Annotated in this window: 24 protein-coding genes; 19 read left to right on the forward strand and 5 right to left on the reverse strand. The window is 33.3% G+C overall.

Translation table 11 applies throughout. The features are described from left to right. Positions 1–13 precede the first annotated feature (13 nt). The 17 genes from SAMSHR1132_RS01105 to lrgB all read left to right on the forward strand — a co-directional run bounded on the left by SAMSHR1132_RS01105 (position 14) and on the right by lrgB (position 19,080). Positions 14–292 carry a PTS sugar transporter subunit IIB gene (locus SAMSHR1132_RS01105; RefSeq protein ID WP_000815795.1) on the forward strand — a complete coding sequence of 93 codons (279 nt, stop codon included), beginning with the start codon at positions 14–16 and terminating at the stop codon, positions 290–292. A 117-nt stretch (positions 293–409) separates the two neighbouring features. After that, entirely contained in the window at positions 410–1,669 is a 1,260-nt protein-coding gene (locus tag SAMSHR1132_RS01110; protein WP_000120103.1) for a PTS galactitol transporter subunit IIC, read from the forward strand. Between the two features lie 17 nt (positions 1,670–1,686). Further along, positions 1,687–2,730, forward strand: a complete 1,044-nt coding sequence (locus SAMSHR1132_RS01115; RefSeq protein ID WP_000646189.1) for a zinc-binding dehydrogenase — start codon at positions 1,687–1,689, stop codon at positions 2,728–2,730. A 13-nt stretch (positions 2,731–2,743) separates the two neighbouring features. Next, positions 2,744–2,890: a hypothetical protein gene (locus SAMSHR1132_RS01120; protein ID WP_000230468.1), complete on the forward strand. Its 147-nt coding sequence runs from the start codon at positions 2,744–2,746 to the stop codon at positions 2,888–2,890. A 23-nt stretch (positions 2,891–2,913) separates the two neighbouring features. Further along, entirely contained in the window at positions 2,914–3,957 is a 1,044-nt protein-coding gene (locus SAMSHR1132_RS01125) for a galactitol-1-phosphate 5-dehydrogenase (protein ID WP_000645591.1), read from the forward strand. A gap of 503 nt (positions 3,958–4,460) precedes the next feature. Next, positions 4,461–5,177: a D-ribitol-5-phosphate cytidylyltransferase gene (locus tag SAMSHR1132_RS01130; protein WP_000638461.1), complete on the forward strand. Its 717-nt coding sequence runs from the start codon at positions 4,461–4,463 to the stop codon at positions 5,175–5,177. Continuing rightward, positions 5,170–6,195 (forward strand): alcohol dehydrogenase catalytic domain-containing protein, encoded by a 1,026-nt coding sequence (locus SAMSHR1132_RS01135; RefSeq protein ID WP_000610194.1) that lies wholly within the window; start codon positions 5,170–5,172, stop codon positions 6,193–6,195. Before SAMSHR1132_RS01130 ends, SAMSHR1132_RS01135 begins: the two co-directional genes overlap by 8 nt. A gap of 21 nt (positions 6,196–6,216) precedes the next feature. Further along, on the forward strand, positions 6,217–7,911 hold the full coding sequence (tarK, locus tag SAMSHR1132_RS01140) for a teichoic acid ribitol-phosphate polymerase TarK (protein WP_000161454.1): 1,695 nt from the start codon (positions 6,217–6,219) through the stop codon (positions 7,909–7,911). A gap of 428 nt (positions 7,912–8,339) precedes the next feature. Beyond that, entirely contained in the window at positions 8,340–9,509 is a 1,170-nt protein-coding gene (gene tarF / locus SAMSHR1132_RS01145) for a teichoic acid glycerol-phosphate transferase TarF (protein WP_000598271.1), read from the forward strand. Between the two features lie 277 nt (positions 9,510–9,786). Next, positions 9,787–10,503: a D-ribitol-5-phosphate cytidylyltransferase gene (locus SAMSHR1132_RS01150; protein WP_000872487.1), complete on the forward strand. Its 717-nt coding sequence runs from the start codon at positions 9,787–9,789 to the stop codon at positions 10,501–10,503. Further along, complete coding sequence (locus tag SAMSHR1132_RS01155; protein ID WP_000610199.1) at positions 10,496–11,521, forward strand: ribitol-5-phosphate dehydrogenase; 1,026 nt, start codon at positions 10,496–10,498, stop codon at positions 11,519–11,521. The genes SAMSHR1132_RS01150 and SAMSHR1132_RS01155 overlap by 8 nt, the downstream gene beginning before the upstream one ends. 21 nt (positions 11,522–11,542) lie before the next feature. Beyond that, on the forward strand, positions 11,543–13,231 hold the full coding sequence (gene tarL / locus SAMSHR1132_RS01160; protein ID WP_000240929.1) for a teichoic acid ribitol-phosphate polymerase TarL: 1,689 nt from the start codon (positions 11,543–11,545) through the stop codon (positions 13,229–13,231). 32 nt (positions 13,232–13,263) lie between these two features. Continuing rightward, positions 13,264–14,988, forward strand: coding sequence for a poly(ribitol-phosphate) beta-N-acetylglucosaminyltransferase (gene tarS / locus SAMSHR1132_RS01165; RefSeq protein WP_000238285.1), 1,725 nt, complete (start codon positions 13,264–13,266; stop codon positions 14,986–14,988). A 344-nt stretch (positions 14,989–15,332) separates the two neighbouring features. Beyond that, on the forward strand, positions 15,333–17,087 hold the full coding sequence (locus SAMSHR1132_RS01170) for a sensor histidine kinase (protein ID WP_014373763.1): 1,755 nt from the start codon (positions 15,333–15,335) through the stop codon (positions 17,085–17,087). A 2-nt stretch (positions 17,088–17,089) separates the two neighbouring features. After that, positions 17,090–17,830 carry a response regulator transcription factor LytR gene (locus tag SAMSHR1132_RS01175; protein WP_000645458.1) on the forward strand — a complete coding sequence of 247 codons (741 nt, stop codon included), beginning with the start codon at positions 17,090–17,092 and terminating at the stop codon, positions 17,828–17,830. Positions 17,831–17,942: 112 nt separating this feature from the next. Next, positions 17,943–18,386: an antiholin-like murein hydrolase modulator LrgA gene (gene lrgA, locus SAMSHR1132_RS01180; protein ID WP_042354677.1), complete on the forward strand. Its 444-nt coding sequence runs from the start codon at positions 17,943–17,945 to the stop codon at positions 18,384–18,386. After that, positions 18,379–19,080 carry an antiholin-like protein LrgB gene (lrgB, locus tag SAMSHR1132_RS01185; protein ID WP_000607066.1) on the forward strand — a complete coding sequence of 234 codons (702 nt, stop codon included), beginning with the start codon at positions 18,379–18,381 and terminating at the stop codon, positions 19,078–19,080. The genes lrgA and lrgB overlap by 8 nt, the downstream gene beginning before the upstream one ends. Before the next feature lie 110 nt (positions 19,081–19,190). Here the strand turns inward: lrgB and SAMSHR1132_RS01190 are convergent, their stop codons facing one another. Next, positions 19,191–19,895, reverse strand: a complete 705-nt coding sequence (locus tag SAMSHR1132_RS01190; RefSeq protein ID WP_000922314.1) for a GntR family transcriptional regulator — start codon at positions 19,893–19,895, stop codon at positions 19,191–19,193. 142 nt (positions 19,896–20,037) lie between these two features. Between SAMSHR1132_RS01190 and SAMSHR1132_RS01195 the strand changes: the two genes are divergently transcribed. Both SAMSHR1132_RS01195 and SAMSHR1132_RS01200 read left to right on the forward strand, forming a co-directional pair. Next, the gene (locus tag SAMSHR1132_RS01195; RefSeq protein ID WP_000037453.1) at positions 20,038–20,829 is read left to right on the forward strand and encodes a PTS sugar transporter subunit IIA; all 792 of its coding nucleotides are present in this window, start codon (positions 20,038–20,040) and stop codon (positions 20,827–20,829) included. A gap of 12 nt (positions 20,830–20,841) precedes the next feature. After that, complete coding sequence (locus SAMSHR1132_RS01200) at positions 20,842–22,299, forward strand: 6-phospho-beta-glucosidase (protein WP_000208604.1); 1,458 nt, start codon at positions 20,842–20,844, stop codon at positions 22,297–22,299. A gap of 114 nt (positions 22,300–22,413) precedes the next feature. Here the strand turns inward: SAMSHR1132_RS01200 and SAMSHR1132_RS01205 are convergent, their stop codons facing one another. The 4 genes from SAMSHR1132_RS01205 to rbsU form a co-directional block, all read right to left on the reverse strand. Next, positions 22,414–23,778, reverse strand: coding sequence for an amino acid permease (locus SAMSHR1132_RS01205; protein WP_000180596.1), 1,365 nt, complete (start codon positions 23,776–23,778; stop codon positions 22,414–22,416). A gap of 408 nt (positions 23,779–24,186) precedes the next feature. Beyond that, entirely contained in the window at positions 24,187–25,104 is a 918-nt protein-coding gene (rbsK, locus tag SAMSHR1132_RS01210; protein WP_000792456.1) for a ribokinase, read from the reverse strand. A gap of 27 nt (positions 25,105–25,131) precedes the next feature. Then, complete coding sequence (gene rbsD / locus SAMSHR1132_RS01215; protein ID WP_000753818.1) at positions 25,132–25,536, reverse strand: D-ribose pyranase; 405 nt, start codon at positions 25,534–25,536, stop codon at positions 25,132–25,134. A 14-nt stretch (positions 25,537–25,550) separates the two neighbouring features. Continuing rightward, positions 25,551–26,432, reverse strand: coding sequence for a ribose/proton symporter RbsU (gene rbsU / locus SAMSHR1132_RS01220; protein WP_000029213.1), 882 nt, complete (start codon positions 26,430–26,432; stop codon positions 25,551–25,553). Positions 26,433–26,483 lie beyond the last annotated feature (51 nt).

Genomic DNA, 26,483 nt, shown 5'->3' on the forward strand with positions numbered 1-26,483 from the left:
GGAGGAATTGAAAATGAAACAAGTATTAGTAGCATGTGGTGCAGGTATTGCAACATCAACGGTAGTAAATAACGCAATTGAGGAAATGGCAAAGGAACACAATATTAAAGTAGATATTAAACAAATCAAGATTACGGAAGTAGGACCTTATGAAGATACAGCGGATTTATTAGTTACAACAGCTATGACGAAGAAAGAATATAAATTCCCAGTCATTAATGCACGTAATTTTTTAACTGGTATCGGCATTGAAGAAACAAAACAACAAATCTTAACAGAGTTACAAAAATAGCACGAATTGATTTGTGATTATGGTCAATGACATTTATTTATATGCAATTTGCATATAAATAACCAACACAATTCAAATGTAGCGTAAGTATGCAGATATAACAGGGAGGGTTTAAATATGAGTTACTTCACTGATTTTGTAAGGGGATTTTTAGATTTAGGTGCAACTGTTATTTTACCGGTTGTCATATTCTTACTTGGACTATTTTTTAGACAAAAAATTGGGGCAGCATTCAGGTCTGGTTTAACTATAGGTGTGGCTTTTGTAGGGATTTTCTTAGTCATCGATTTATTAGTGAAAAACTTGGGGCCGGCTGCACAAGCAATGGTTAAAAATTTAGGTGTCAGTCTGAATGTAATTGATGTAGGTTGGCCGGCAACATCATCTATTGCATGGGCATCATCAGTAGCAGCATTTATCATTCCACTCGGTATTATAGTCAACGTTGTATTGCTAGTAACTAAAATGACTAAAACGATGAATGTTGATATTTGGAATTTTTGGCATTACACGTTTACAGCAGCAATGGTATATGCCGTATCAGGCAGTATTTGGCAAGCGTTATTAGCAGCAGTTATTTTCCAAGTTATCTGCTTAAAAGTAGCAGATTGGACTGCACCAATGATGAGTGAATTCTTTGATTTACCAGGTGTATCAATTGCTACAGGAAGTACAATCTCTTATGCACCAGGTATCTACTTAGTTAAATTATTACAAAAAGTACCTGGTTTGAATAAATTAGATGCAGATCCAGAAACGATTCAAAAGCGTTTTGGTGCATTTGGAGAATCAATTTTCGTTGGTTTGATTTTAGGATTGGGAATTGGTTTGTTAGCAGGTTATAAACCTGGAGATGTTATTAATTTAGGTATGTCAATGGCAGCAGTTATGGTGTTAATGCCTAGAATGGTGAAAATCTTAATGGAAGGTTTAATGCCTGTGTCAGAATCCGCAAGAACGTGGTTAAATAAACGCTTTGGTGAACGTGAAATTTATATTGGCTTGGATGCAGCAGTAGCTTTAGGTCATCCAGCAGTTATTTCAACAGCTTTAATTTTAGTACCAATTACAGTATTACTAGCAGTCGTTTTACCAGGTAATCAAGTACTACCATTTGGTGACTTAGCAACGATTCCATTTGTTGTAGCATTTATCGTTGGTGCAGCAAGAGGTAATATTATCCATTCTGTTATCGTAGGTACGATTATGATCGCTATCTCATTATATATTGCGACAGACGTTGCACCTATTTTCACAGATATGGCGAAAGGTACCAATGTACAAATGCCTAAAGGTTCATCTGAAATTTCAAGTATAGACCAAGGCGGTAACATTGTTAACTATCTTATTTTTAAACTGTTTAGCTTATTTAATTAAAAATCGAGGTGTTTGTGGTGAAAGCTTTAGTAAAAACAAAAGAAGGACATGGCAACTTAGAACTTCTTGATAAAGAAGTGGCAACACCGCTAGATGATAAAGTGAAGATTAAAGTACATTATGCAGGAATTTGCGGTACAGATATTCATACGTTTGAAGGACATTATAAAGTTAATTTTCCAGTAACATTAGGACATGAATTTTCTGGTGAAATTATTGAAGTTGGCGAAGATGTTAAAGATTTTAAAGTTGGTGACCGTGTGACATCTGAGACAACGTTTTACGTTTGTAATGAATGTGACTATTGTAAATCAAAAGATTATAACTTATGTAATCATCGAAAAGGTATTGGGACACAAGTTGATGGTGCATTTACAAACTATGTGATTGCACGTGAAGAAAGTTTGCATCATATACCGGATGCAGTATCGTACCAATCTGCGGCTATGACCGAACCTTTAGCATGTGCCCATCATGGCGTTTCAAAGATACAAGTAAATTCGGGTGATGTTGCAGTGGTAATGGGACCTGGCCCAATCGGATTACTTGTAGCACAAGTATTGAAAAGTAAAGGTGCAGTTGTAGTGGTAACGGGTCTAGATAACGACAAGGTAAGGTTAGATAAAGCTGAACAATTACAAATGGATTATGTTGTTAATTTACAACAAACAGATTTAAAGACATATATCGATAACTTGACAGATGGTTATGGTGCAGATGTAGTTGTTGAATGTTCAGGTGCAGTACCAGCAGCACGTCAAGGTTTAGATATTTTGCGCAAAAAAGGATCATATAGCCAGATTGGTATTTTTAAAGATGCTGAAATCCCATTCGATATGGAAAAAGTAATCCAAAAAGAATTAACAGTTGTCGGTAGCAGAAGTCAAAAGCCTGCTGATTGGGAACCTTCATTACAACTGATGGCAGATGGGTTAGTTGACACTGAAGCATTAGTGACAAATGTATATGACATTTCACAGTGGGATGACGCTTATCATCATTTAAAATCAGGTGAAGGTATTAAAGCACTACTAAAGCCACTCGATTTCGATAACAAATAAGGAGTGAATTAATATGGTTGAAACAATGTTAACATTTATGCTTGGACCATTGAGACAAATTACTGATTTCTATATGGAACATTTGCTTGTAAGTAATTCCATCGTCATTGCAGGTTATTTTGCAACAGGAATTATTAAAAAGAAAAAAGTTGTGAATTAAATCAAATTTGAGGTGATTTACAAGTGAAAGCTTTGAAATTATATGGTGTGGAAGATTTAAGATATGAGGATTGTGCCAAGCCAGATATTGAGAAATCGAATGATGTCGTTGTTAAAGTCAGAGCAACTGGTATATGTGGTTCAGACACATCACGTTATAAAAAGATGGGACCGTATATTAAAGGTATGCCATTTGGTCATGAATTTTCAGGTGTTGTTGAAGCAATTGGTAGTAATGTTACACATGTAAAAGTTGGTGATAAAGTAACAGGGTGTCCAGCAATACCATGTTATGAATGTGATTATTGTTTGAAAGGTGAATTTTCACGATGTGAACAGCTATATGTCATTGGATCTTATGAACCCGGGTCATTTGCTGAGTATGTGAAATTACCTGCACAAAATATTATAAAGGTACCTGAAAATGTTGATTTTATTGAAGCGGCAATGATTGAACCTTCAGCAGTTGTAGCGCATGGATTTTATAAGACAAATATAAAACCAGGGATGACAGTTGCAGTGATGGGGTGTGGCAGCATAGGATTGTTAGCAATTCAATGGGCACGCATTTTTGGTGCTACACATATCATTGCGATAGATATAGATGCACATAAATTAGATATTGCGAAATCATTAGGTGCACATCAAACAATTAATTCGAGAGATGTAGATCTTGAGGCATTTATTGAAAATAATTATGCAAACCAAATCGATTTAGCGATAGAATCTTCGGGTGCAAAAGTAACAATTGGTCAAATACTGACGTTGCCAAAAAAAGGTGGCGAAGTAGTACTATTAGGCATTCCTTATGATGATATTGATATAGAAAGAGTGTATTTTGAAAAAATTCTACGTAACGAATTAACGGTATATGGTTCGTGGAACGCTTTATCTAGCCATTTTCCAGGACGAGAATGGACAGCAACATTAAGTTATATGGCAACGAAAGATATAAATGTTAAGCCAATAATTTCACATTATTTACCTTTAGAAAAAGGACCAGACACGTTTGATAAGTTAGTAAATAAAAAAGAAACGTTTGATAAAGTGATGTTTACTATATATTGAAAAGAATAACTTGATGGATATCTATTTTGTAAGAATTACAGATACGGTATTCAAAGTTCATTTTTTGATTAAGTGTTCATTTAAAGTAGCCGATTTACTCGTATAACATATACTTGTGAATCGGTTCATTCTATGTAAAAGAAGCTTTTGAATATGGCGGTTTTCATATTTTAAATACTGAAAATCGGGTATTGCCGTATAATAAGATAAATTTATTATAATATATGTTAAAATGAAGGCAGTAATAATGATTTTAAAAATAAATACGCATGAGCTTTATAAGCAATGTAATATCGTCGGTGTTAATAATTAACTGCACGACATAACAACTTAGAATTGTCAGTTACAAAAATATTATTTTTATCAAAAATTATCACACTATTGTGACAACTATTCCCAGTGCGTTTGATTCACACTCGATAAATCATGTACTGAATTAAATCAAGAATAGATAGTGGGTAACATTTGATGAAAAATGATGTAATGACAGAATGGAGGACAACATGATTTATGCAGGTATTTTAGCAGGAGGCATTGGTTCAAGAATGGGAAATGTCCCATTGCCAAAACAATTTTTGGATATCGATAACAAACCGATTTTAATCCATACAATTGAGAAATTTATTTTAGTAAATGACTTTAAAGAGATAATTATTGCGACGCCAGCACAATGGATTTCACATACACAAGATATTTTAAAGAAGCATAATATTAATGATGAACGCGTCAAAGTCGTTGCGGGTGGTACAGATCGTAATGAAACAATCATGAATATCATTGAGCACATACGTAATAATTATAGTATTACTGATGACGATGTGATTGTGACACATGATGCTGTAAGGCCATTTTTAACACAACGCATTATTAAAGAAAATATTCAAGTGGCTGTGGAACATGGTGCAGTGGATACAGTGATTGAAGCTATCGACACAATTGTGATGTCTAAAGATAAAGAACATATTCACAGCATTCCAGTGCGCAATGAAATGTATCAAGGTCAGACACCACAATCTTTTAATATTAAATTGTTACAGGAAAGTTATGATGCCTTAAGTAATGCTCAAAAAGAAATACTTTCAGACGCATGTAAAATCATTGTTGAATCAGGTCATCCAGTTAAATTAGTACGTGGTGAATTATACAATATTAAAGTGACAACACCTTATGATTTGAAAGTAGCAAACGCCATTATTCAAGGTGATATTGCCTATGATTAATCAAGTATATCAACTCGTCGCACCGAGACAATTTGATGTCACTTATAATAATGTTGATATCTATGGCAACCACGTCATTGTACGTCCGCTGTACTTGTCAATCTGTGCAGCAGATCAAAGATATTACACAGGTCGTAGAGATGAAAATGTATTGCGCCAAAAATTGCCAATGTCATTAATTCATGAAGCAGTTGGTGAAGTCGTATTTGATAGTAAAGGATCATTTGAAAAAGGTACGAAAGTAGTTATGGTACCCAATACACCTACAGAACAACATAATGTCATAGCTGAAAACTATTTAGCCTCTAGCTATTTTAGATCAAGTGGTTATGATGGTTTTATGCAAGATTATGTAGTCATGGCGCATGATCGAGTGGTTCCATTACCTGATGATATTGATTTAAGTACGATTTCGTACTCAGAATTAGTTTCAGTAAGTTATCATGCCATTCAACGATTTGAGCGTAAATCTATTCCATTGAAAAATAGTTTTGGTATATGGGGCGATGGCAACTTAGGTTATATTACAGCTATTTTGCTTCGTAAGTTATACCCAGAAGCTAAAATTTATGTATTTGGTAAGACGGACTACAAATTAAGCCATTTTTCGTTTGTAGATGAAGTTTATACAGTAAATCAAATACCACACGATTTAATGATTGACCATGCATTTGAATGTGTTGGGGGCAAAGGTAGCCAAGTTGCACTTCAACAAATCGTCGATCACATTTCACCAGAAGGCAGTATTGCTTTATTAGGTGTGAGTGAATTACCTGTAGAAGTAAATACGCGTTTAGTGCTTGAAAAAGGATTAACGCTAATTGGTAGTAGTCGAAGCGGTTCTAAAGATTTCGAGCAAGTAGTTGATTTATATCGTAAATATCCAGATATTGTTGAAAAATTAGCGCTGTTAAAAGGACATGAAATCGATGTACGTACGATGCAAGATATCGTTCAAGCATTTGAAATGGATTTATCGACATCTTGGGGAAAAACAGTGTTGAAATGGACGATTTAAGAAACCTATGGGGGAATGACAATGACAAAAATAAAACAAGCAATACATATTGATAAAATATACTGGGAACGTGTGCAGCTATATATTGAAGGACATAGTGAAGGTATAGATTTTAAAGCTGGACAATTTGTACTAAGAAATTTAACTGAGACGAAGACATTAGAAGCGAATGAAACAGTTATAGATGGAAATGCATTTAAATGTAGATTTAATGTTGCAATTTTAGACGATGGCTACTATTTGCCTATGGATAAATATTTATTTATCTACCATGAACAATTAGATTACATTGGACAACTAAATCCAAATATTATTGATCAAGCTTATGCATCTTTAAATGAGGAACAGATTGAAGAATATGATGAGCTGACGACGCAAAATGGGAAAATCAATTATTTATTAGCTAATGAAGCCAAAGTATTTCGCAAAGGTGGCGTATCACAACATACGGTTTACACAATTACTCCAGAAATAGCGAGTGATGTAAATGAATTTGTATTTGATATTCAGATTGCTTTTCCACAAGAAAAATCAGGGATGATAGCGACAGGTGCACATTGGATTCATAAACAAGGACATAAAGCATCTTTTGAAAGTCGTAGCTTTTTATTCAAAGCTATTTTCAATATTACAAAATTACTTCATATTAAAAGAAGTAAGACGATATTATTCACATCAGATTCTAGACCGAATTTGTCTGGGAACTTTAAATATGTATATGATGAATTGCTACGCCAAAAAGTAGACTATGATTATGATATACAGACCGTATTTAAGGCGAACATTACAGATAGACGTAAATGGAGAGACAAATTTAGATTACCTTATTTACTTGGTAAAGCAGACTACATCTTTGTTGATGATTTCCATCCGTTGATTTATACCGTGCGTTTTAGACCATCACAAGAAATTATTCAAGTTTGGCATGCCGTTGGTGCTTTTAAAACGGTAGGATTCAGTCGTACGGGTAAAAAAGGTGGGCCATTTATCGATTCATTAAATCATCGTAGCTACACAAAAGCATATGTATCTTCAGAAACGGACATTCCATTTTATGCTGAAGCATTCGGTATTAAAGAAGAAAATGTGGTGCCGACAGGTGTACCACGTACAGACGTATTGTTTGATGAAGCGTATGCGAAACAAATTAGGCAAGAAATGGAAGAAGAATTGCCTATTATTAAAGGTAAGAAAGTTATTCTTTTCGCACCAACATTTAGAGGTAGTGGTCATGGTACAGCACACTATCCATTTTTCAAAATAGATTTTGAACGATTAGCAAGATACTGTGAGAAAAATAATGCAATCGTATTATTTAAAATGCATCCATTTGTTAAAAATAGGTTGAATATTTCACGAGCACATCGTGAATACTTTGTAGATGTCTCAGATTATCGAGAAGTTAACGATATACTCTTTGTCACAGATTTATTAATTAGTGACTATTCATCTTTAATATACGAATATGCAGTATTTAAAAAGCCAATGATTTTCTATGCGTTTGATTTAGAAGATTATATTACGACGCGTGACTTCTATGAACCATATGAATCGTTTGTTCCAGGTAAAATTGTGCAATCATTTGATGAATTGATGGATGCTTTAAATAATGAAGATTATGAAGCTGAAAAGGTTGTACCATTCTTGGATAAACATTTTAAATATCAAGATGGTCGCTCAAGTGAACGTTTAGTCAAAGACTTATTCAGACGCTAATGAAAATATGGCAAGTTATAAATAAGATAAAGTACATGTGAAAGTAAAGTAAATGATATTTACTTAAAGAAAGTAGCATATATCAATCGTTGGGCTGAGGCGAATGTAATAATGCAACAATAAGTAATATCGTTCGAAAATGTCACAAATACTTTCGGATGTATTAAAGGAAAACTTGTCGATATAACATTTAAAGTAAAAAAATTAAATCGTTATCTAGTTCATTTTTGTATAGACATATACTTTATGAATGGATAACGATTTTTTGTTATGTTAAAGTGAAACATTAATCATGTATTTCGTATAATTTATAGCGACGAGTGTAATGGTTAAAGGAATCTTATAATGAAATGCTATAATAAGCATGATTGCAACAGGTTTTCATATACGTATTAATATTATTAACAAAGACACGTCGGAGGTACGACATGATTAAAACTACAATTAAAAAAATGATTGAACGTTGTATACATACGAGTTTTAAATTACTATCAAAATTGCCAAATAAAAATCTAATTTATTTTGAAAGCTTTCATGGTAAACAATATAGTGATAATCCTAAAGCGCTATATGAATATTTAGTTGAACATAGTGACGCGCAATTAGTTTGGGGTGTCAAAAAAGGATATGAAAGCATATTCAATCAACACAATATACCCTATGTTACAAAGTTTTCGATGAAATGGTTTTTGACGATGCCAAGAGCGAAAGCGTGGATGATTAATACACGCACACCAGATTGGTTATATAAAGGATCTCAAACAACGTATTTACAGACTTGGCACGGTACACCACTGAAGAAGATTGGTTTGGATATTAGTAATGTTAAAATGCTAGGTACAACAACAACGGCATACCAAGATGGATTTAAAAAGGAAAGTCAACGTTGGGACTACTTAGTATCACCTAATCCGTATTCAACGGATATATTTCAACATGCATTTCGTGTTAACAGAGATAAAATATTGGAAACAGGTTATCCACGTAATGATAAATTAACACATAAACAAAATGATACTGAATATATTAATCGTATTAAGACGCGATTAAATATACCTTTAGATAAAAAAATAATTATGTATGCGCCAACTTGGCGTGATGATGAAGCCATTCGAGAAGGTTCATATCACTTTAATGTTAACTTTGATATCGAAGCTTTACGTCAAGCGCTGGATGACAATTATGTCATTTTATTACGTATGCATTATTTAGTTGTGACACGTATAGATGAGCATGATGATTTCGTAAAAGATGTCTCGGATTATGAAGATATTACTGATTTGTATTTGATTAGTGATGCGCTAATTACGGACTATTCATCTGTTATGTTTGACTATGGTGTTTTAAAACGTCCACAAATTTTCTATGCTTATGATTTAGAAAAATATGGTGATGAACTTAGAGGATTTTATATGGATTATAAGAAAGAGTTGCCTGGTCCAATTGTTGAAAATCAAGCAGCACTTATTGAGACATTAAAACATATAGATATAACGGCAAATGATTATGTTGCAGCAAGAACAGCTTTTTATCAAAAATATTGTTCATTAGAAGATGGACATGCATCGCAGCGAATTTGCCAAACACTTTTTAAGTGATTCCGTAAAAAACAATAAAACATTATAAATTAATTGGTTTAATGATATAAATAATAAACGAAATGTTTGCTTGTGTGTTATTATTTGTGTATAAAAACGTCTGATATGTTGTAATATAGACTTAAACAAAATATGCTAAAATATAAGCAAAATGTGTGTAATTTTATATTTTACATTGACGTTTAGAATTTTGATTTTAAAAACGAGTTATCACAAAAAATATGCAATGAATTTTAAATAATTAAATATAGATATAGTTGAATGGAGGAAGTATTTTATGAAATACGCTGGTATTCTAGCTGGAGGTATAGGTTCAAGAATGGGTAATGTACCCTTACCTAAACAATTTTTAGATTTAGATAACAAACCTATTTTAATCCATACTTTAGAAAAATTTATTTTAATTAATGACTTTGAAAAAATTATTATTGCGACACCACAACAATGGATGACGCATACAAAAGATACACTTAGAAAATTCAAAATTTCTGATGAGAGAATTGAAGTGATTCAAGGTGGTAGCGATCGTAACGATACAATTATGAATATCGTTAAGCACATTGAATCTACAAACGGTGTAAATGAAGATGACGTTATTGTAACGCACGACGCAGTAAGACCATTTTTAACGCATCGTATCATTAAAGAAAATATTCAAGCTGCATTAGAGTATGGCGCGGTAGATACAGTTATTGATGCTATCGATACAATTGTTACATCTAAAGATAATCAAACAATTGATGCCATTCCAGTGCGTAACGAAATGTATCAAGGTCAAACACCACAATCATTCAATATTAATTTATTAAAAGAAAGCTATGCGCAGTTAAGTGATGAACAAAAGAGTATCTTATCTGATGCATGTAAAATTATCGTCGAAACAAATAAACCGGTACGTCTTGTAAAAGGTGAATTATATAACATTAAAGTAACAACACCGTATGATTTAAAAGTAGCTAACGCTATTATTCGAGGTGGTATTGCCGATGATTAATCAAGTATATCAATTAGTTGCACCTAGACAATTTGAAGTTACGTATAACAACGTAGATATTTACAGTGATTATGTCATTGTACGTCCTTTATATATGTCAATTTGTGCTGCCGATCAAAGATACTACACTGGTAGCCGTGATGAAAATGTCTTATCTCAAAAACTACCAATGTCTTTAATTCATGAAGGTGTAGGCGAAGTAGTATTTGATAGTAAAGGTATATTCAATAAGGGCACGAAAGTTGTTATGGTACCTAATACGCCAACAGAAACAGACGATGTCATTGCTGAAAACTATTTAAAATCTAGTTATTTCAGATCAAGTGGTCATGATGGCTTCATGCAAGATTTCGTGTTGCTAAATCATGATAGAGCTGTACCACTACCCGACGATATTGATTTAAGTATCATTTCATACACAGAACTTGTGACAGTTAGCCTACATGCCATTCGTCGATTTGAAAAGAAATCAATTTCCAACAAAAATACATTTGGTATTTGGGGAGACGGAAACTTAGGCTATATCACAGCTATTTTACTGCGTAAATTATATCCAGAGTCTAAAATTTATGTCTTTGGTAAAACAGATTATAAATTGAGCCATTTCTCATTTGTTGATGATGTCTTCTATATTAATAAAATACCTGAAGGCTTAACATTTGATCATGCATTTGAATGCGTTGGTGGACGTGGTAGTCAATCGGCAATTAATCAGATGATTGATTACATTTCACCTGAAGGCAGCATTGCTTTATTAGGCGTAAGTGAGTTCCCAGTTGAAGTTAATACACGTCTTGTGTTAGAAAAAGGTTTGACATTGATTGGTAGCAGCCGAAGCGGATCAAAAGATTTCCAAGATGTTGTAGACTTATACATTAAATACCCAGATATCGTAGATAAATTAGCACTGTTAAAAGGGCAAGAATTTGAGATTGCGACAATTAATGATTTAACAGAAGCTTTTGAAGCAGACTTATCTACATCTTGGGGTAAAACAGTACTTAAATGGATTATGTAAATAGAAAAGGATGAATTAACGTTGGTTAAAAGTAAGATATATATAGATAAAATCTATTGGGAACGTGTTCAATTATTCGTTGAAGGACATAGTGAAAACCTAGATTTAAAAGATAGCAATTTTGTATTAAGAAATTTAACTGAGACACGCACAATGAAGGCAAATGATATCAAAGTTGATGGTAATCAATTCGTTTGTCGTTTCAATGTAGCTATCTTAGACAATGGTTATTACTTACCTGAAGATAAGTATTTATTAGTTAATGAGCAAGAACTTGATTATATAGCACAGTTAAATCCAGATGTGATTAACGATGCATATCAAAATTTAAAGCCAGAACAAGAAGAACAATACAACGAATTAGAAACACAAAATGGTAAAATCAACTTCTTATTGCAGACTTATCTAAAAGAATTTAGAAAAGGCGGCGTATCAAAGAAAACGGTTTATACTGTTAAACCTGAGATTTCTAGCGATGTTAATGAATTTGTCCTTGATGTTGTTGTATCAACACCGGAAGTAAAAAGTATGTTTATCGTTCGTAAATATAAAGAATTACGTAAGTATTTCCGTAAACAATCGTTTAATACAAGACAATTTATTTTTAAGGCGATATTTAATACTACTAAATTTTTCCACTTGAAAAAGGGCAATACAGTATTATTCACATCAGACTCTAGACCAACAATGTCTGGGAATTTTGAATACATCTATAATGAAATGTTACGTCAAAACCTAGATGAAAAGTATGATATTCACACTGTGTTCAAAGCAAATATTACAGATAGACGTGGTATTATCGACAAATTTAGATTGCCATATTTGCTTGGTAAAGCAGATTACATTTTTGTTGATGACTTCCATCCGTTGATTTATACAGTGCGTTTCAGACGTTCTCAAGAGGTTATTCAAGTATGGCATGCAGTTGGCGCCTTTAAAACAGTCGGCTTTAGCCGTACTGGTAAAAAAGGCGGACCATTCATAGATTCTTTAAATCATCGTAGCTATACAAAAGCTTATGTATCATCAGAAACCGATATTCCATTTTACGCTGAAGCATTTGGTATAAAAGAGAAAAATGTAGTGCCTACTGGTGTACCTCGTACAGACGTTTTATTTGATAAAGCGTATGCGAAACAAATTAGACAAGAGATGGAAGATGAATTACCAATTATTAAAGATAAGAAAGTCATTCTTTTCGCACCAACATTCAGAGGTAGTGGCCATGGTACAGCACATTATCCATTTTTCAAAATAGATTTTGAACGTTTAGCAAGATACTGTGAGAAAAATAATGCGGTTGTATTATTTAAAATGCATCCGTTTGTAAAAAATAGACTTAATATTGCTGACAAGCATAAACAATATTTTGTTGATGTTTCTGACTTTAGAGAAGTTAACGATATACTGTTTATAACAGATTTATTAATTAGTGACTATTCATCTTTAATATACGAATATGCAGTATTTAAAAAGCCAATGATTTTCTATGCGTTTGATTTAGAAGATTACATTACAACGCGTGATTTCTATGAACCATATGAATCATTTGTTCCAGGAAAAATTGTGCAATCATTTGATGAATTGATGGATGCCCTGGATAATGAAGATTATGAAGGAGAAAAAGTTATTCCGTTCTTAGATAAACATTTTAAATATCAAGATGGCCGATCAAGTGAACGTTTAGTTAGAAATTTATTTGGTAGCTAAGTTTATATAGCGGTCACAGTGGGAGAGGTATAATGGTAAAATTTTCAGTAATAGTTCCAACATACAATTCAGAAAAATATATAACAGAATTGCTAAATAGCCTTGCGAAACAAGATTTTCCGAAAACTGATTTTGAAGTGATTGTCGTTGATGACTGTTCAACAGATCAAACGTTACAAATAGTTGAAAAGTATCGTAATAAATTAAATATGAAAGTAAGTCAACTCGAAACAAATTCAGGCGGTCCAGGTAAACCGAGAAATGTGGCGTTAAGACAAGCAGAAGGTGAATTTGTATTATTTGTGGATTCTGATGACTACATTAGCAAAGAGACATTGAAAGATGCATCAGCATTTATTGATGAACATCACTCCGATGTATTATTGATTAAAATGAAAGGTGTTAATGGTCGTGGTGTACCACAATCGATGTTTAAAGAAACAGCACCGGAAGTCACTTTGTTAAATTCAAGAATTATCTATACTTTGAGCCCAACTAAAATCTATAGAACAGCTTTACTAAAAGATAATGACATTTATTTTCCAGAAGAATTAAAGAGTGCAGAAGATCAACTTTTTACTATGAAAGCATATTTAAATGCAAATCGAATTAGTGTGCTAAGTGATAAAGCGTATTACTATGCTACTAAACGTGAAGGGGAACATATGAGTAGTGCATATGTTTCACCAGAAGACTTTTATGAAGTAATGAGATTGATTACATTAGAAATTCTAAAAGCTGATTTAGAAGAATCCCATAAAGATCAAATCTTAGCAGAATTTTTAAATCGTCATTTTAGTTTTTCACGTACGAATGGTTTTTCACTTAAAGTTAAGTTGGAAGACCAACCACAATGGATTAATGCGTTAGGAGACTTTATACAAGCAGTGCCAGAACGCGTAGATGCATTAGTGTTAAGCAAATTGCGCCCATTATTACACTATGCTAGAACCAAAGATATCGATAATTATAGAACTGTAGAAGAAAGTTATCGCCAAGGTCAGTATTATCACTTTGATATAGTAGATGGCAAATTAAATATTCAATTCAATGAAGGTGAGCCAAGCTTTGAAGGTATTGATATTGCTAAACCGAAAGTGAAAATGACAGCATTTAAATTTGATAACCATAAAATTGTTACAGAACTAACATTAAATGAATTTATGATTGGCGAAGGGCATTATGATGTCAGACTTAAGTTACATTCACGAAACAAGAAACATACAATGTATGTACCTTTAAGTGTTAATGCGAATAAACAATATCGTTTTAACATTATGTTAGAAGATATTAAAACGTATTTACCAAAGGAAAAAATTTGGGATGTTTTCTTAGAAGTCCAAATAGGCACTGAAGTATTTGAGGTTCGTGTTGGAAATCAACGTAATAAATATGCATATCCTGCTGAAACAAGTGCGTTAATTCATTTAAACAATGATTTCTATAGATTAACACCTTATTTCACTAAAGACTTTAATAACATTTCACTATACTTTACTGCTATTACGTTAGCGGATTCAATATCAATGAAGTTAAAAGGTAAAAACAAAATTATCTTAACCGGTATTGATAGAGGTTATGTATTTGAAGAAGGTATGGCAAGTGTTATCTTAAAAGACCAAATGATTATGGGTATGTTAAGCCAAACGTCAGACAATGAAGTGGAAATCCTACTCAGCGAAGATATTAAAAAGCGCGACTTCAAAAATATCATAAAATTCAACACAGCACATGTAACATATCAAATAAACAAATAACAAAGGCCCCTCAAATCATTGTAGACACAAACCATGATACACAATGATTTGAGGGCTTTGTTTTGAGTGGAAAGTTTAAATGTGTAATCAAAGCAACTAAATTAAAGACATACAAAAACTGTTGGCAAAATTATGTCAGCAGTTTTCTTTGTACCAAAATTGATATGGTGAAAGCTATAATAATTATTTGATGTTAAAATGCCACTTTATAAAAAGAAATGATGTCAAATATTAGTAAGAATGATAATTAAATGTTAGCGCATTTTTTTAATAATTTATTCATGAATTTTACATGTACTATTGTGATAAAATAAACGTAATTAAAAATTCACTGAGGTGCTATCGTGCTATCGCTAACAATGTTATTACTTGAACGTGTAGGTTTAATTATTATTTTAGCCTATGTGTTGATGAATATACCGTATTTTAAAAATTTAATGAATCGTCGACGTACATGGAAAGCACGTTGGCAGTTATGCATCATTTTTAGTCTATTTGCCTTAATGTCCAATTTAACAGGTATAGTCATTGATCATCAGCATAGCTTATCGGGTAGTGTGTATTTTCGCTTAGATGATGATGTATCTTTAGCCAATACACGTGTGTTAACAATTGGTGTCGCAGGTTTAGTCGGTGGTCCTTTTGTAGGTCTATTTGTAGGTATTATTTCAGGTATTTTTAGAGTTTATATGGGTGGTGCAGATGCACAAGTTTACTTAATTTCTTCATTGTTCATCGGTATTATCGCTGGCTATTATGGTTTACAAGCACAGAGACGTAAACGTTATCCAAGTATCGCGAAAAGTGCCATGATTGGTATATTTATGGAAGTAATCCAGATGTTGAGCATCTTAACATTTTCACATGACAAAGCATATGCGATTGAACTTATTTCATTAATCGCTTTGCCTATGATTATAGTGAATAGTGTGGGTACAGCTATTTTTATGTCAATTATTATTTCAACATTGAAACAAGAAGAACAAATGAAAGCCGTGCAAACCCATGACGTGTTGCAATTAATGAATCAAACATTGCCTTATTTTAAAGAAGGATTAAATAGAGAATCAGCGCAGCAAATTGCCGTGATTATCAAAGATTTAATGAAAGTATCTGCCGTAGCGATTACTAGTAAAAATGAAATTTTATCTCATGTTGGTGCAGGTAGTGATCATCACATTCCAACAAATGAAATATTAACGAGCTTATCTAAAGATGTATTGAAATCGGGGCGCTTAAAAGAAGTGCATACTAGAGAAGAAATTGGCTGTAGCCATCCTAATTGTCCACTTAGAGCTGCCATTGTTATCCCACTGGAGATGCATGGTTCAATTGTCGGAACGCTAAAAATGTACTTTACCAATCCTAATGATTTAACATTTGTTGAACGTCAATTGGCTGAAGGTTTAGCTAATATATTTAGTAGTCAAATTGAACTAGGTGAAGCAGAAACACAAAGTAAATTATTGAAAGATGCGGAAATTAAATCACTACAAGCACAAGTTAGTCCACACTTTTTCTTTAATTCAATTAATACAATTTCAGCATTAGTTAGAATTAACAGTGAAAAGGCGCGAGAGTTGCTATTAGAATTGAGTTACTTTTTCCGTGCAAACTTACAAGGCTCAAAGCAACATACAATTACTTTAGACAAAGAGTTAAGTCAAGTTCGTTCATACTTATCATTGGAACAAGCACGATATCCAGGCAGATTTAACATTAATATCAATGTTGAAGAACGATATCGTCACGTTCTTGTTCCACCATTTTTAATTCAAATTTTAGTTGAAAATGCAATTAAGCATGCTTTTACGAATCGAAAACAAGGCAACGACATTGATGTGTCTGTTATTAAAGAAAATGCGTCACATGTTTGCATTGTAGTACAAGATAATGGCCAAGGTATTTCTAAAGATAAAATGCATTTGTTGGGAGAAACATCTGTAGAATCAGAATCCGGAACTGGTAGTGCTTTAGAAAACTTAAACTTACGCCTTAAAGGATTATTTGGAAAGTCCGCAGCATTACAATTTAAATCGACATCAAGCGGTACCACTTTTTGGTGTGTACTTCCTTATGAAAGGCAAGAGGAGGAATAAATATGAAAGCATTAATCATAGATGATGAGCCATTAGCGCGTAATGAATTGACCTATTTACTTAATGAAATTGGTGGATTTGAAGAAATTAATGAGGCGGAAAATGTGAAAGAAACATTGGAAGCATTACTTATCAATCAATATGACATTATATTTTTAGATGTGAATTTAATGGATGAAAATGGTATTGAATTAGGAGCTAAAATTCAAAAGATGAAAGAGCCACCCGCAATTATTTTTGCGACTGCACATGACCAATATGCAGTACAGGCTTTCGAATTAAATGCAACAGATTATATTTTAAAACCATTCGGTCAAAAACGTATAGAACAGGCAGTCAATAAAGTCCGTGCGACTAAAGCTAAAGATGAAAGTAGTTCTAGTGCAATTATAAATGATATGTCAGTGAATTTTGATCAGAGTTTGCCAGTGGAAATCGATGATAAAATTCATATGCTTAAGCAACAAAATATTATCGGTATTGGTACGCATAATGGTATAACAACAATACATACTACAAATCATAAGTATGAAACAACAGAACCGTTGAATCGTTATGAAAAACGATTAAATCCATCATATTTTATACGTATCCATCGATCATATATTATTAATACTAAGCACATTAAAGAAGTACAGCAATGGTTTAACTACACATATATGGTAATATTGACAAATGGTGTCAAAATGCAAGTTGGGCGTTCGTTTATGAAAGAATTTAAATCGTCGATAGGGTTACTTTAACAGTAATCCTTTTTTTTATGCATTTTACCTATGATATTTTGTATTTCAGACTGAAATTTACGCAAATCCAACTAAGCCATCTATACTTTAGTTAAATCAAACGTAGGAGGCAATGGTCGTGAAACAACAAAAAGACGCATCAAAACCAGCTCACTTCTTTCACCAAGTCATTGTAATTGCTTTAGTACTCTTTGTATCGAAAATAATTGAATCATTTATGCCAATTCCTATGCCTGCATCAGTTATCGGTTTAGTATTATTATTTATTTTATTATGTACTGGTGCTGTTAAGTTAGGCGAAGTCGAAAAAGTAGGTACGACACTAACAAATAATATTGGGTTACTCTTCGTACCAGCCGGAATTTCAGTAGTTAACTCTTTAGGTGTTATTAGCCAAGCACCATTTTTAATCATTGGACTAATTATCGTCTCAACAATTTTATTACTAATTTGTACAGGCTATGTGACACAAATTATTATGAAAGTAACTTCAAGATCTAAAGGTGATAAAACCCAAAAAAAGATCAAAATAGAGGAGGCACAAGCTCATGATTAACCATTTAGCGCTAAACACACCATATTTCGGAATATTATTATCCGTTATACCATTCTTCTTAGCAACAATCTTATTTGAAAAAACAAATCGTTTCTTCTTATTTGCGCCGTTGTTTGTCAGCATGGTGTTTGGTGTAGCATTCCTTTATTTAACAGGTATTCCATATAAAACATACAAAATAGGTGGAGACATCATTTACTTCTTCCTAGAACCAGCAACAATTTGTTTTGCGATTCCGTTATATAAAAAGCGTGATGTGCTTGTTAAACATTGGCATCGAATCATCGGAGGTATTGGTATCGGTACAGTTGTAGCGTTATTAATTATCTTAACTTTTGCGAAATTAGCGCAATTTGCGAACGATGTAATTTTATCAATGTTACCACAAGCCGCAACAACAGCGATTGCACTACCAGTGTCAGCTGGAATCGGTGGTATAAAAGAATTGACGTCATTAGCAGTTATTTTAAATGGTGTTATTATTTATGCCCTAGGTAATAAATTCTTAAAACTATTCCGAATTACTAACCCTATTGCCCGAGGTTTAGCACTTGGAACAAGTGGACACACATTAGGTGTAGCGCCTGCTAAAGAATTAGGACCTGTAGAGGAATCAATGGCAAGTATTGCTTTAGTGCTTGTAGGTGTGGTTGTCGTAGCAGTTGTGCCTGTCTTTGTAGCAATATTCTTTTAATAATCAAAACCTAAGTAAGATAATAGCAATTTGAGCCATTGTTGTTATCACAAAAACGCCTATGCTCCAGTTATCCTGGATTATAGGCGTTTTTCATTGTTCTCGGAAAGTTATTTTTTACTAGGTATATAAAATTGTGCATTACGATAATGGAATACAATATCAGAGGAATCAAAAGGTTTACCTGTCATAGTATAGAATGTTTGATGATAACGTAGACAAGGTTCTCCTACAGATAATTTTAATAACTCTGCTTCTTGCATATGAAGTTGATCCACATTAAAGAAGATATCTGAAAATCCCACACGTATCTTCATATTTGATTCTAAATAATCGAATATAGAGCCTTTAGCAATTTCAGGTGTTAAATATTTTACGATGTTTTTATGGAAATAAGAATATTCAATACATAAAATGGCATCATCTACATAACGTAGTCGTTTCAAATAATAAACTGTATCCCCTTCATTTAACTGTAGTTCATCTTTAACAGACTTTGGAGGCGTCAAAATTTCTTCGAATGCTAATACCTTACTCGTCATACGTTGTTCACCTAAACTTTTTGAAAAGCCATTCGTCTTAAAAACATTAATACGATTTGCATCTGCAATATTTCTAACATAAATGCCACTACCTTGTGCTTGATATATTATGCCATCTTGTTCTAACAACCCCAATGCTTTAATAATGGTACTTTTACTAACTTGATATCGTTCTTTTAACTGTGTCACATTTGGTAATTTATCGCCAGGTTTGAAATTAGATTGATGTATAAATGAATTAAGTTGTTCAGCAATATGTTCATACTTTAGCAATATTTTATCCTCGTTTCATTTTCAATTGTGATTATTATAGCATAAAATTTAATAAATGTATCGGTATTTACAAATTGAACCGGTACAATTATAATGGTAGTGAGTAAACGTTTCCATTATTTTACATAGGGAGGTAGTAGCTATGAGTAAAAAACATATCGAGCAAGCGCAAGATATTTTTACAGCTGTTGGTGGTATTGAGAATGTTGTTAACGTTTCGCGAGATACAAATCGTCTAACGATTCAAATGAATCATGCTATTCCTTCTACTGCAAACGAAGTAAAGCAGATAGCTGGTGTGAAAGCTGTTGAGGAACATGATGAGCAGTTTATCATCATGTTTAAAGAAAGTGTTGAAGATATTTATAAACAACTACAGCTATTAATTGAAAAAGACAAATCTCAAGCAGGTTCAGAAAATGATAACGCGAAAACAAAAGAGACAAAGCAAACATCAAATACAAAAGTGAAAACACCTATATTAGTAAAAGCCCCAATTTCAGGACGTCGTATTTTGCTAAAAGAAGTTAGAGATTCAATTTTCAGAGAAGAAATGGTAGGAGAAGGACTAGCGATTAAGGCACATGATATGTCTAAAATCATATCTCCGTTTACTGGTACAGTTTCAATGACAGTACCTACCAAGCATGCCATTGGAATTCATTCAGAAGAAGGTGTTGACTTAGTCATTCATATTGGAGTCAATACAGTTAAACTAAACGGTGAAGGGTTCGAATGTCTTGTAAATCAAGATGACTATGTTAATTCGGGTCAAACGCTTTTAAAATTTGATCGAAATTATATTGAAGAACAAGGATATAATTCGGACGTTATTATTGTAATCAGTAATTCTGCTGATTTTGGGAAAGTTGAACTCACAATGAATGAAATAATTACAACGAAAGATGTTATTTTTAAAATATTTAAGAACTAGGAGTGTTGTATAATGACAACAAAATTACCAAAAGATTTCTTGTGGGGTGGCGCATTTGCTGCTAATCAATTTGAAGGAGGATATGATCAAGGTGGTAAGGGGCTAAGTGTGATGGATGTCATGACAAGTGGTGCACAAGGGAAAGCACGTCGAATTACAGAAACGATAGACCCGAATCAGTATTATCCCAATCATGTTGCTATTGATTTTTATCACCGATATAAAGAGGATATCGCCTTATTAAAGGAAATGGGATTAAAATGTTTACGTACATCAGTTGCATGGACACGTATATTTCCGAATGGTGATGAAGAAACACCTAATGAAGAAGGGCTAGCTTTTTATGATCGTTTCTTTGATGAACTGATTGCCCAAGGTATTGAGCCTGTTGTGACGTTATCACATTTTGAAATGCCACTCCATTTAGCAAAAAATTATGGGGGATTTAGAAATCGTCAAGTTGTCGAACATTTTATTCGCTTTGCGCGAGTAGTATTTGAAAGGTATAAAGATAAAGTAACGTATTGGATGACGTTTAATGAAATTAATAATCAAATGGATACATCTAATCCTATATTTTTATGGACAAATTCAGGTGTGGCATTAACTGAAGACGATAATGCAGAAGAAGTGTTGTATCAAGTTGCACATCATGAACTTTTAGCTAGTGCACTTGCTGTTAGTATTGGTAAAGAAATAAATCCTGAATTTAAAATTGGTGCGATGATTGCGCCTGTGCCGATTTATCCTTACTCATGTCATCCAAAAGATATGATGGAAGCACAAATAGCCAATCGTTTACGTTTCTTTTTCCCAGATGTTCAAGTAAGAGGTTATTATCCTGCTTATGCTAAAAAAATGTTTGCTCGAAAAGGGTATGATATTGGATGGCAAGAAGGTGATGCCGAAATTTTACAAGACGGGACAGTGGATTACATTGGTTTTAGTTATTATATGACTACTGTTGTAAAACACGATGCCGGTGCTAAAGTTGAGCATAACATTGTTAACGGTAGTTTAAACAACTCTGTTGAAAATCCTCATATTGAGACAAGTGATTGGGGATGGGCTATTGATCCTGATGGATTAAGATATATTTTAAATGTATTGTATGAACGTTATCAAGTGCCATTGTTTATCGTTGAAAATGGTTTTGGAGCGGTCGATGAAGTCGTTGATGGGAACATACACGATAATTATCGTATCGAATATTTAAAATCTCACATTACAGCAGCAATCGAAGCAGTAGACCAAGATGGTGTTGATTTAATAGGTTATACACCATGGGGAATTATAGATATTGTCTCATTTACAACTGGTGAAATGAAGAAACGTTATGGTTTGATTTATGTGGATCGAGATAATGAAGGGCATGGCACGATGGAACGATTGAAAAAAGATTCTTTCTATTGGTATAAACAAGTAATCGAAACGAATGGTGAAATATTAACTGATAATCAAGATAATTAATCAAAAAAGATCTTATATAAGTGGAATATTGAATGCTGAGCTATGTAACATGACAATTTTGGATGACGTGTTGAGCCAATGCAATCATAAACTTTATATAAGATCTTCAATATATTATTCGCTTAAATGCAATTTCTTCTTGTTATAAAAATAAGCAATAATTAATCCAGCATACCAAATAGGTGATAAGATAATACCGATTCGAGTTTCAGCATTAAATAATAGAATAATAATGATGAAGGCGAAAAATGCGACCACTGCATAAGCAGATGCGATGCCACCTGGTAATTTGAATGTACTTGCGTCATGTAATGCCTTATCTTTTTTAATATAACTGATGTATGAAATAGCGATTAATGACCATACTACTAAAGTGATAGATGTAGCCACAGAAGTAATGTAAACAAACACTTCTTCACCATTCGGTATCACTAAATTTAAAATAACTGTGATTGAAATCAATGCACATGTAACTAGTAAAGCATTTTGAGGAATGCCTCGTTTAGATAGACGATGCATTGCTTCGGGTGCTTGTTTTTTATTGCCTAAACCGAATAATACGCGACTATTAGCAAAAATACCGCTATTTGCAGAAGATGCCGCAGCCGTTAAAACAACAAAGTTAATCAATCCTGCAGCAAATGGAATTCCAGCTAAAGCAAATAAGCCAACAAAAGGACTATTTTGAGGATTGATTTGATTCCACGGAACAATCATCATAATGACTGCCAAGGCACCAACGTAGAATAAAATAATACGTAATGGCACACTATTAATCGCACGAGGCAATGTTTTATGAGGATTCTTTGTTTCGCCTGCTGTAATACCAATGAATTCAATACCTGTAAATGCAAACACCGCCATTTGGAAGGACATTAAAAATCCAAAGAAACCATGTGGGAACATACCACCATGTGAATATAAGTTTGAGAAGCTTGCAGTTGTACCTGAAGGTGACTTAAATGATAAAACGACCATAATGATGCCGACTGCAATCAAAGCAATGATTGTAATAACTTTGATAATTGCAAACCAAAATTCTAATTCGCCAAATACTTTAGTGCTCGTTAAATTTAGTACGAGTAGCAATAAAATAATTGAAAAACAAGTGAGCCATGTCGGAATATTAGGATTAAAATATTTAATGTATTGGGAAATTGCAGTGACATCGGCCATGACTGTAATAACCCAAGACATCCAATAAGACCAGCCTACAATAAAACCAGCAAATGGCCCTAAATATTCATGTGCGATATCAGGAAATGATTTAAATTTAGTTTTCGCTAATAACATTTCTCCCATTGCTCGCATGAATAAAAATAAAAAGAACCCAACAAGCATATACGTAAATAAAATCGATGGGCCTGCTTTAGAAATAGTATTGCCAGATCCAAAGAATAGTCCTGTTCCAATTGCACCACCGATTGCAATTAATTGAATATGGCGATTGCTTAAATCCCTCTTTAATTCATTTGTCATAATATGATTCTCCCCGGTTAATATAGAAATTTAAAGTCAATCTGCAGACGATAATTTCTATACTTTTTAAAATAAACCCCAATAAAATGCGACGTCGTTAAAAATACAATACATTAATAGTCTGAAAATTACAACTATTCGCATAAATGTTTTTATATGTTATTTATAATAAAGTGCGGAATATATTTAAATATGCATCGATTAATTCATGAGATGTATATATTTATAACGGTATTACAAGTAAATTAAAAAATGTTGCTACATATGAGGAAGATTAATCAAAGTGTTATTTGAGGACTTTTTAAGAGAACAAGGTGTGCGAATATAAAAAGGAACAATCTATATCAATTGAAGTATGACAGCAGCTGTCACAACTTGCCCATTAATATAACGATTGTTCCTATAAATTTATGCTTTATTTTCAACTTCTTCTAATGGAGGAATGGACGCTTGAGAACCATGTCTTTGAACAGTAAACGAACTTGCTTTGTTACCGAAGTCTATAGCCTCTTCTAAATTATCTTGAGACTTATTTAAACGACTCACAAAAGCACCGATAAATGTATCGCCAGCAGCAGTCGTATCGATAGCTTTAACTTTATAAGCCTGAATGTGTTGGCTATGGTCTCGTGTAGCAAAATATGTACCTTGTTTACCTAATGTAATTAAAACAGTTTTGATACCTAAGGATAAAAAGTAATCTGCATTCGCTTGCATGGATGATTCATCTGTTACTTTGATGCCGGATAATAATTCAGCTTCAGTTTCATTCGGAACGATAATATCAATGAGTGATAATAGTTTATCAGGCAATGGCTTCGCTGGTGCTGGATTTAACACCGTTGTTACACCATGTGCTTTAGCAATTTCAAATGCAGCAATAATGGCAGGTATCGGTACTTCTAATTGAGCAACAATAAAGTCTGCTTTAACAATTGCATCTTTTGCTGTTTCGACATCTTCAGGTGTTATTGTCATGTTTGCACCACCATATACATAGATGGAATTTTGACCTTCAGCATTAACAGTAATGAATGCTTGGCCAGTTTTAGCTTCATCAGTTTTGATAATGTAAGATGTATCTATATTTGCCTCTTTAAAATCTTCTAAGATGAAATCAGCAACACCATCATTTCCTATTTTCGTAATAAATGTGGTATCTGCTTGCATGCGTGCAGTTGCAATCGCTTGGTTAGCGCCTTTACCGCCACCAAATGCTTTTTGAGCTTCCTCAACATGTAGAGTTTCGCCTGGTTGAGCATATCTTTCAACTGTTAAAAATTGATCTACGTTTGTAGAGCCTAATATAACAACTTTATTTTTCATTGTATGACTCCTTTCAGTTTTAAATTTTTAAAATGTAACATTTGATTCTAAGGCAATATTGGAATAAGGTGTTATGTCACCTGTGCGAATATTGCCTTTATTTAATGGATGTGATAAATTTGCTTTCATGTCTTCGTGAGGAATGAAAACAATCTCTATATCAGATGAAAGCAATTGTTTAATTTGTTGTAATTGTTCAGGGTTATGTTCTTTAATTTCTTCAGCTAAGTAAATCTTTTGAATTTCCATTTCTTCCAATACTGTAGCTAATACATCGATAAAGCGTGGCAAATTTTTTGTGACAGCTAAATCAATACGACGATGATCATTTGGAATTGGCATACCAGCATCGTTGACTGTTAATAAGTCAAAATGTCCGATTGTCGCGATTGCTTTCGATATATGTTCATTTAAAACGCTCGTTTTTTTCATGAAATTGACACTCCTTATTTAATAAATACTGTGACAGAAGCGGCTACTAAAATGAGTACTAAGCCGATAATTGTAATGACCATTTCTTTTGATGTTTTATGTTGTTTTAAGAAATATATACCAGTTAATGTTGCAAGTACAACAGATGTTTGAGAAAGAATAAAGCCAGTTGCTAAACCGTTCATATCGGGTTGAGCAGAAATTAAATAAGTTAAGGCACCAAATGCAAAGAAAAATCCAGAAATAATTTGTAACCATGTAATTTTGTTACGGAAAGGATTTTCTTTTTTCATATTCATTAGACCATAGATAACTGCAACTAATACCATACCCATAGCTTGAGGTAAAAAGGCGGTTAAGCCATTAATTGATGTTGCTTGTGGTGCTGCAGAATATAACCAGTATCCAAACTCGCCAATTAACAAAAGTATAACTGCACGACGTAAGTTTTTAGCGTTACTAGCTTCTTTACGTTCGCTCCAAACAGTCATACGCGCACCAATTAAGATAATGATTAAAGCAGTGAATCCAATGATTTTGTGACCAATGCCTGGCCAATTTCCTAAGGCGAAAACACCCCATAAAGATGCACCTAATAATTGAAACGCAGTTGTAACAGGCATAGCACGAGATGAACCAACAAGTTCAAATGCCTTAAATGTAATAATTTGTCCAAAACCCCAACCGGCACCGGATAAAATGGCAAACAGTAAATTTGTTCCAGTAGGGAAGCTACTCGAAGTGACCATGGCTAAAATAATAGCGAAGATTAATGTACCTACAGTTGCACCGATAATTTGATTTACAGGTTTACCTCCAAATTTAGAAGCAACTGTTGGGAAGAACCCCCAGCCGATTAAAGGTCCCAGTCCAATAAGTAAAGCAACAATGCTCATGTTATACACCTCACGATTTAATTTTAGTAAAACGTTTTACCAGTGCCATCG

Origin of the sequence: Staphylococcus argenteus, assembly GCF_000236925.1 — a bacterium.
Taxonomy (GTDB): Bacteria; Bacillota; Bacilli; order Staphylococcales; family Staphylococcaceae; genus Staphylococcus; species Staphylococcus argenteus.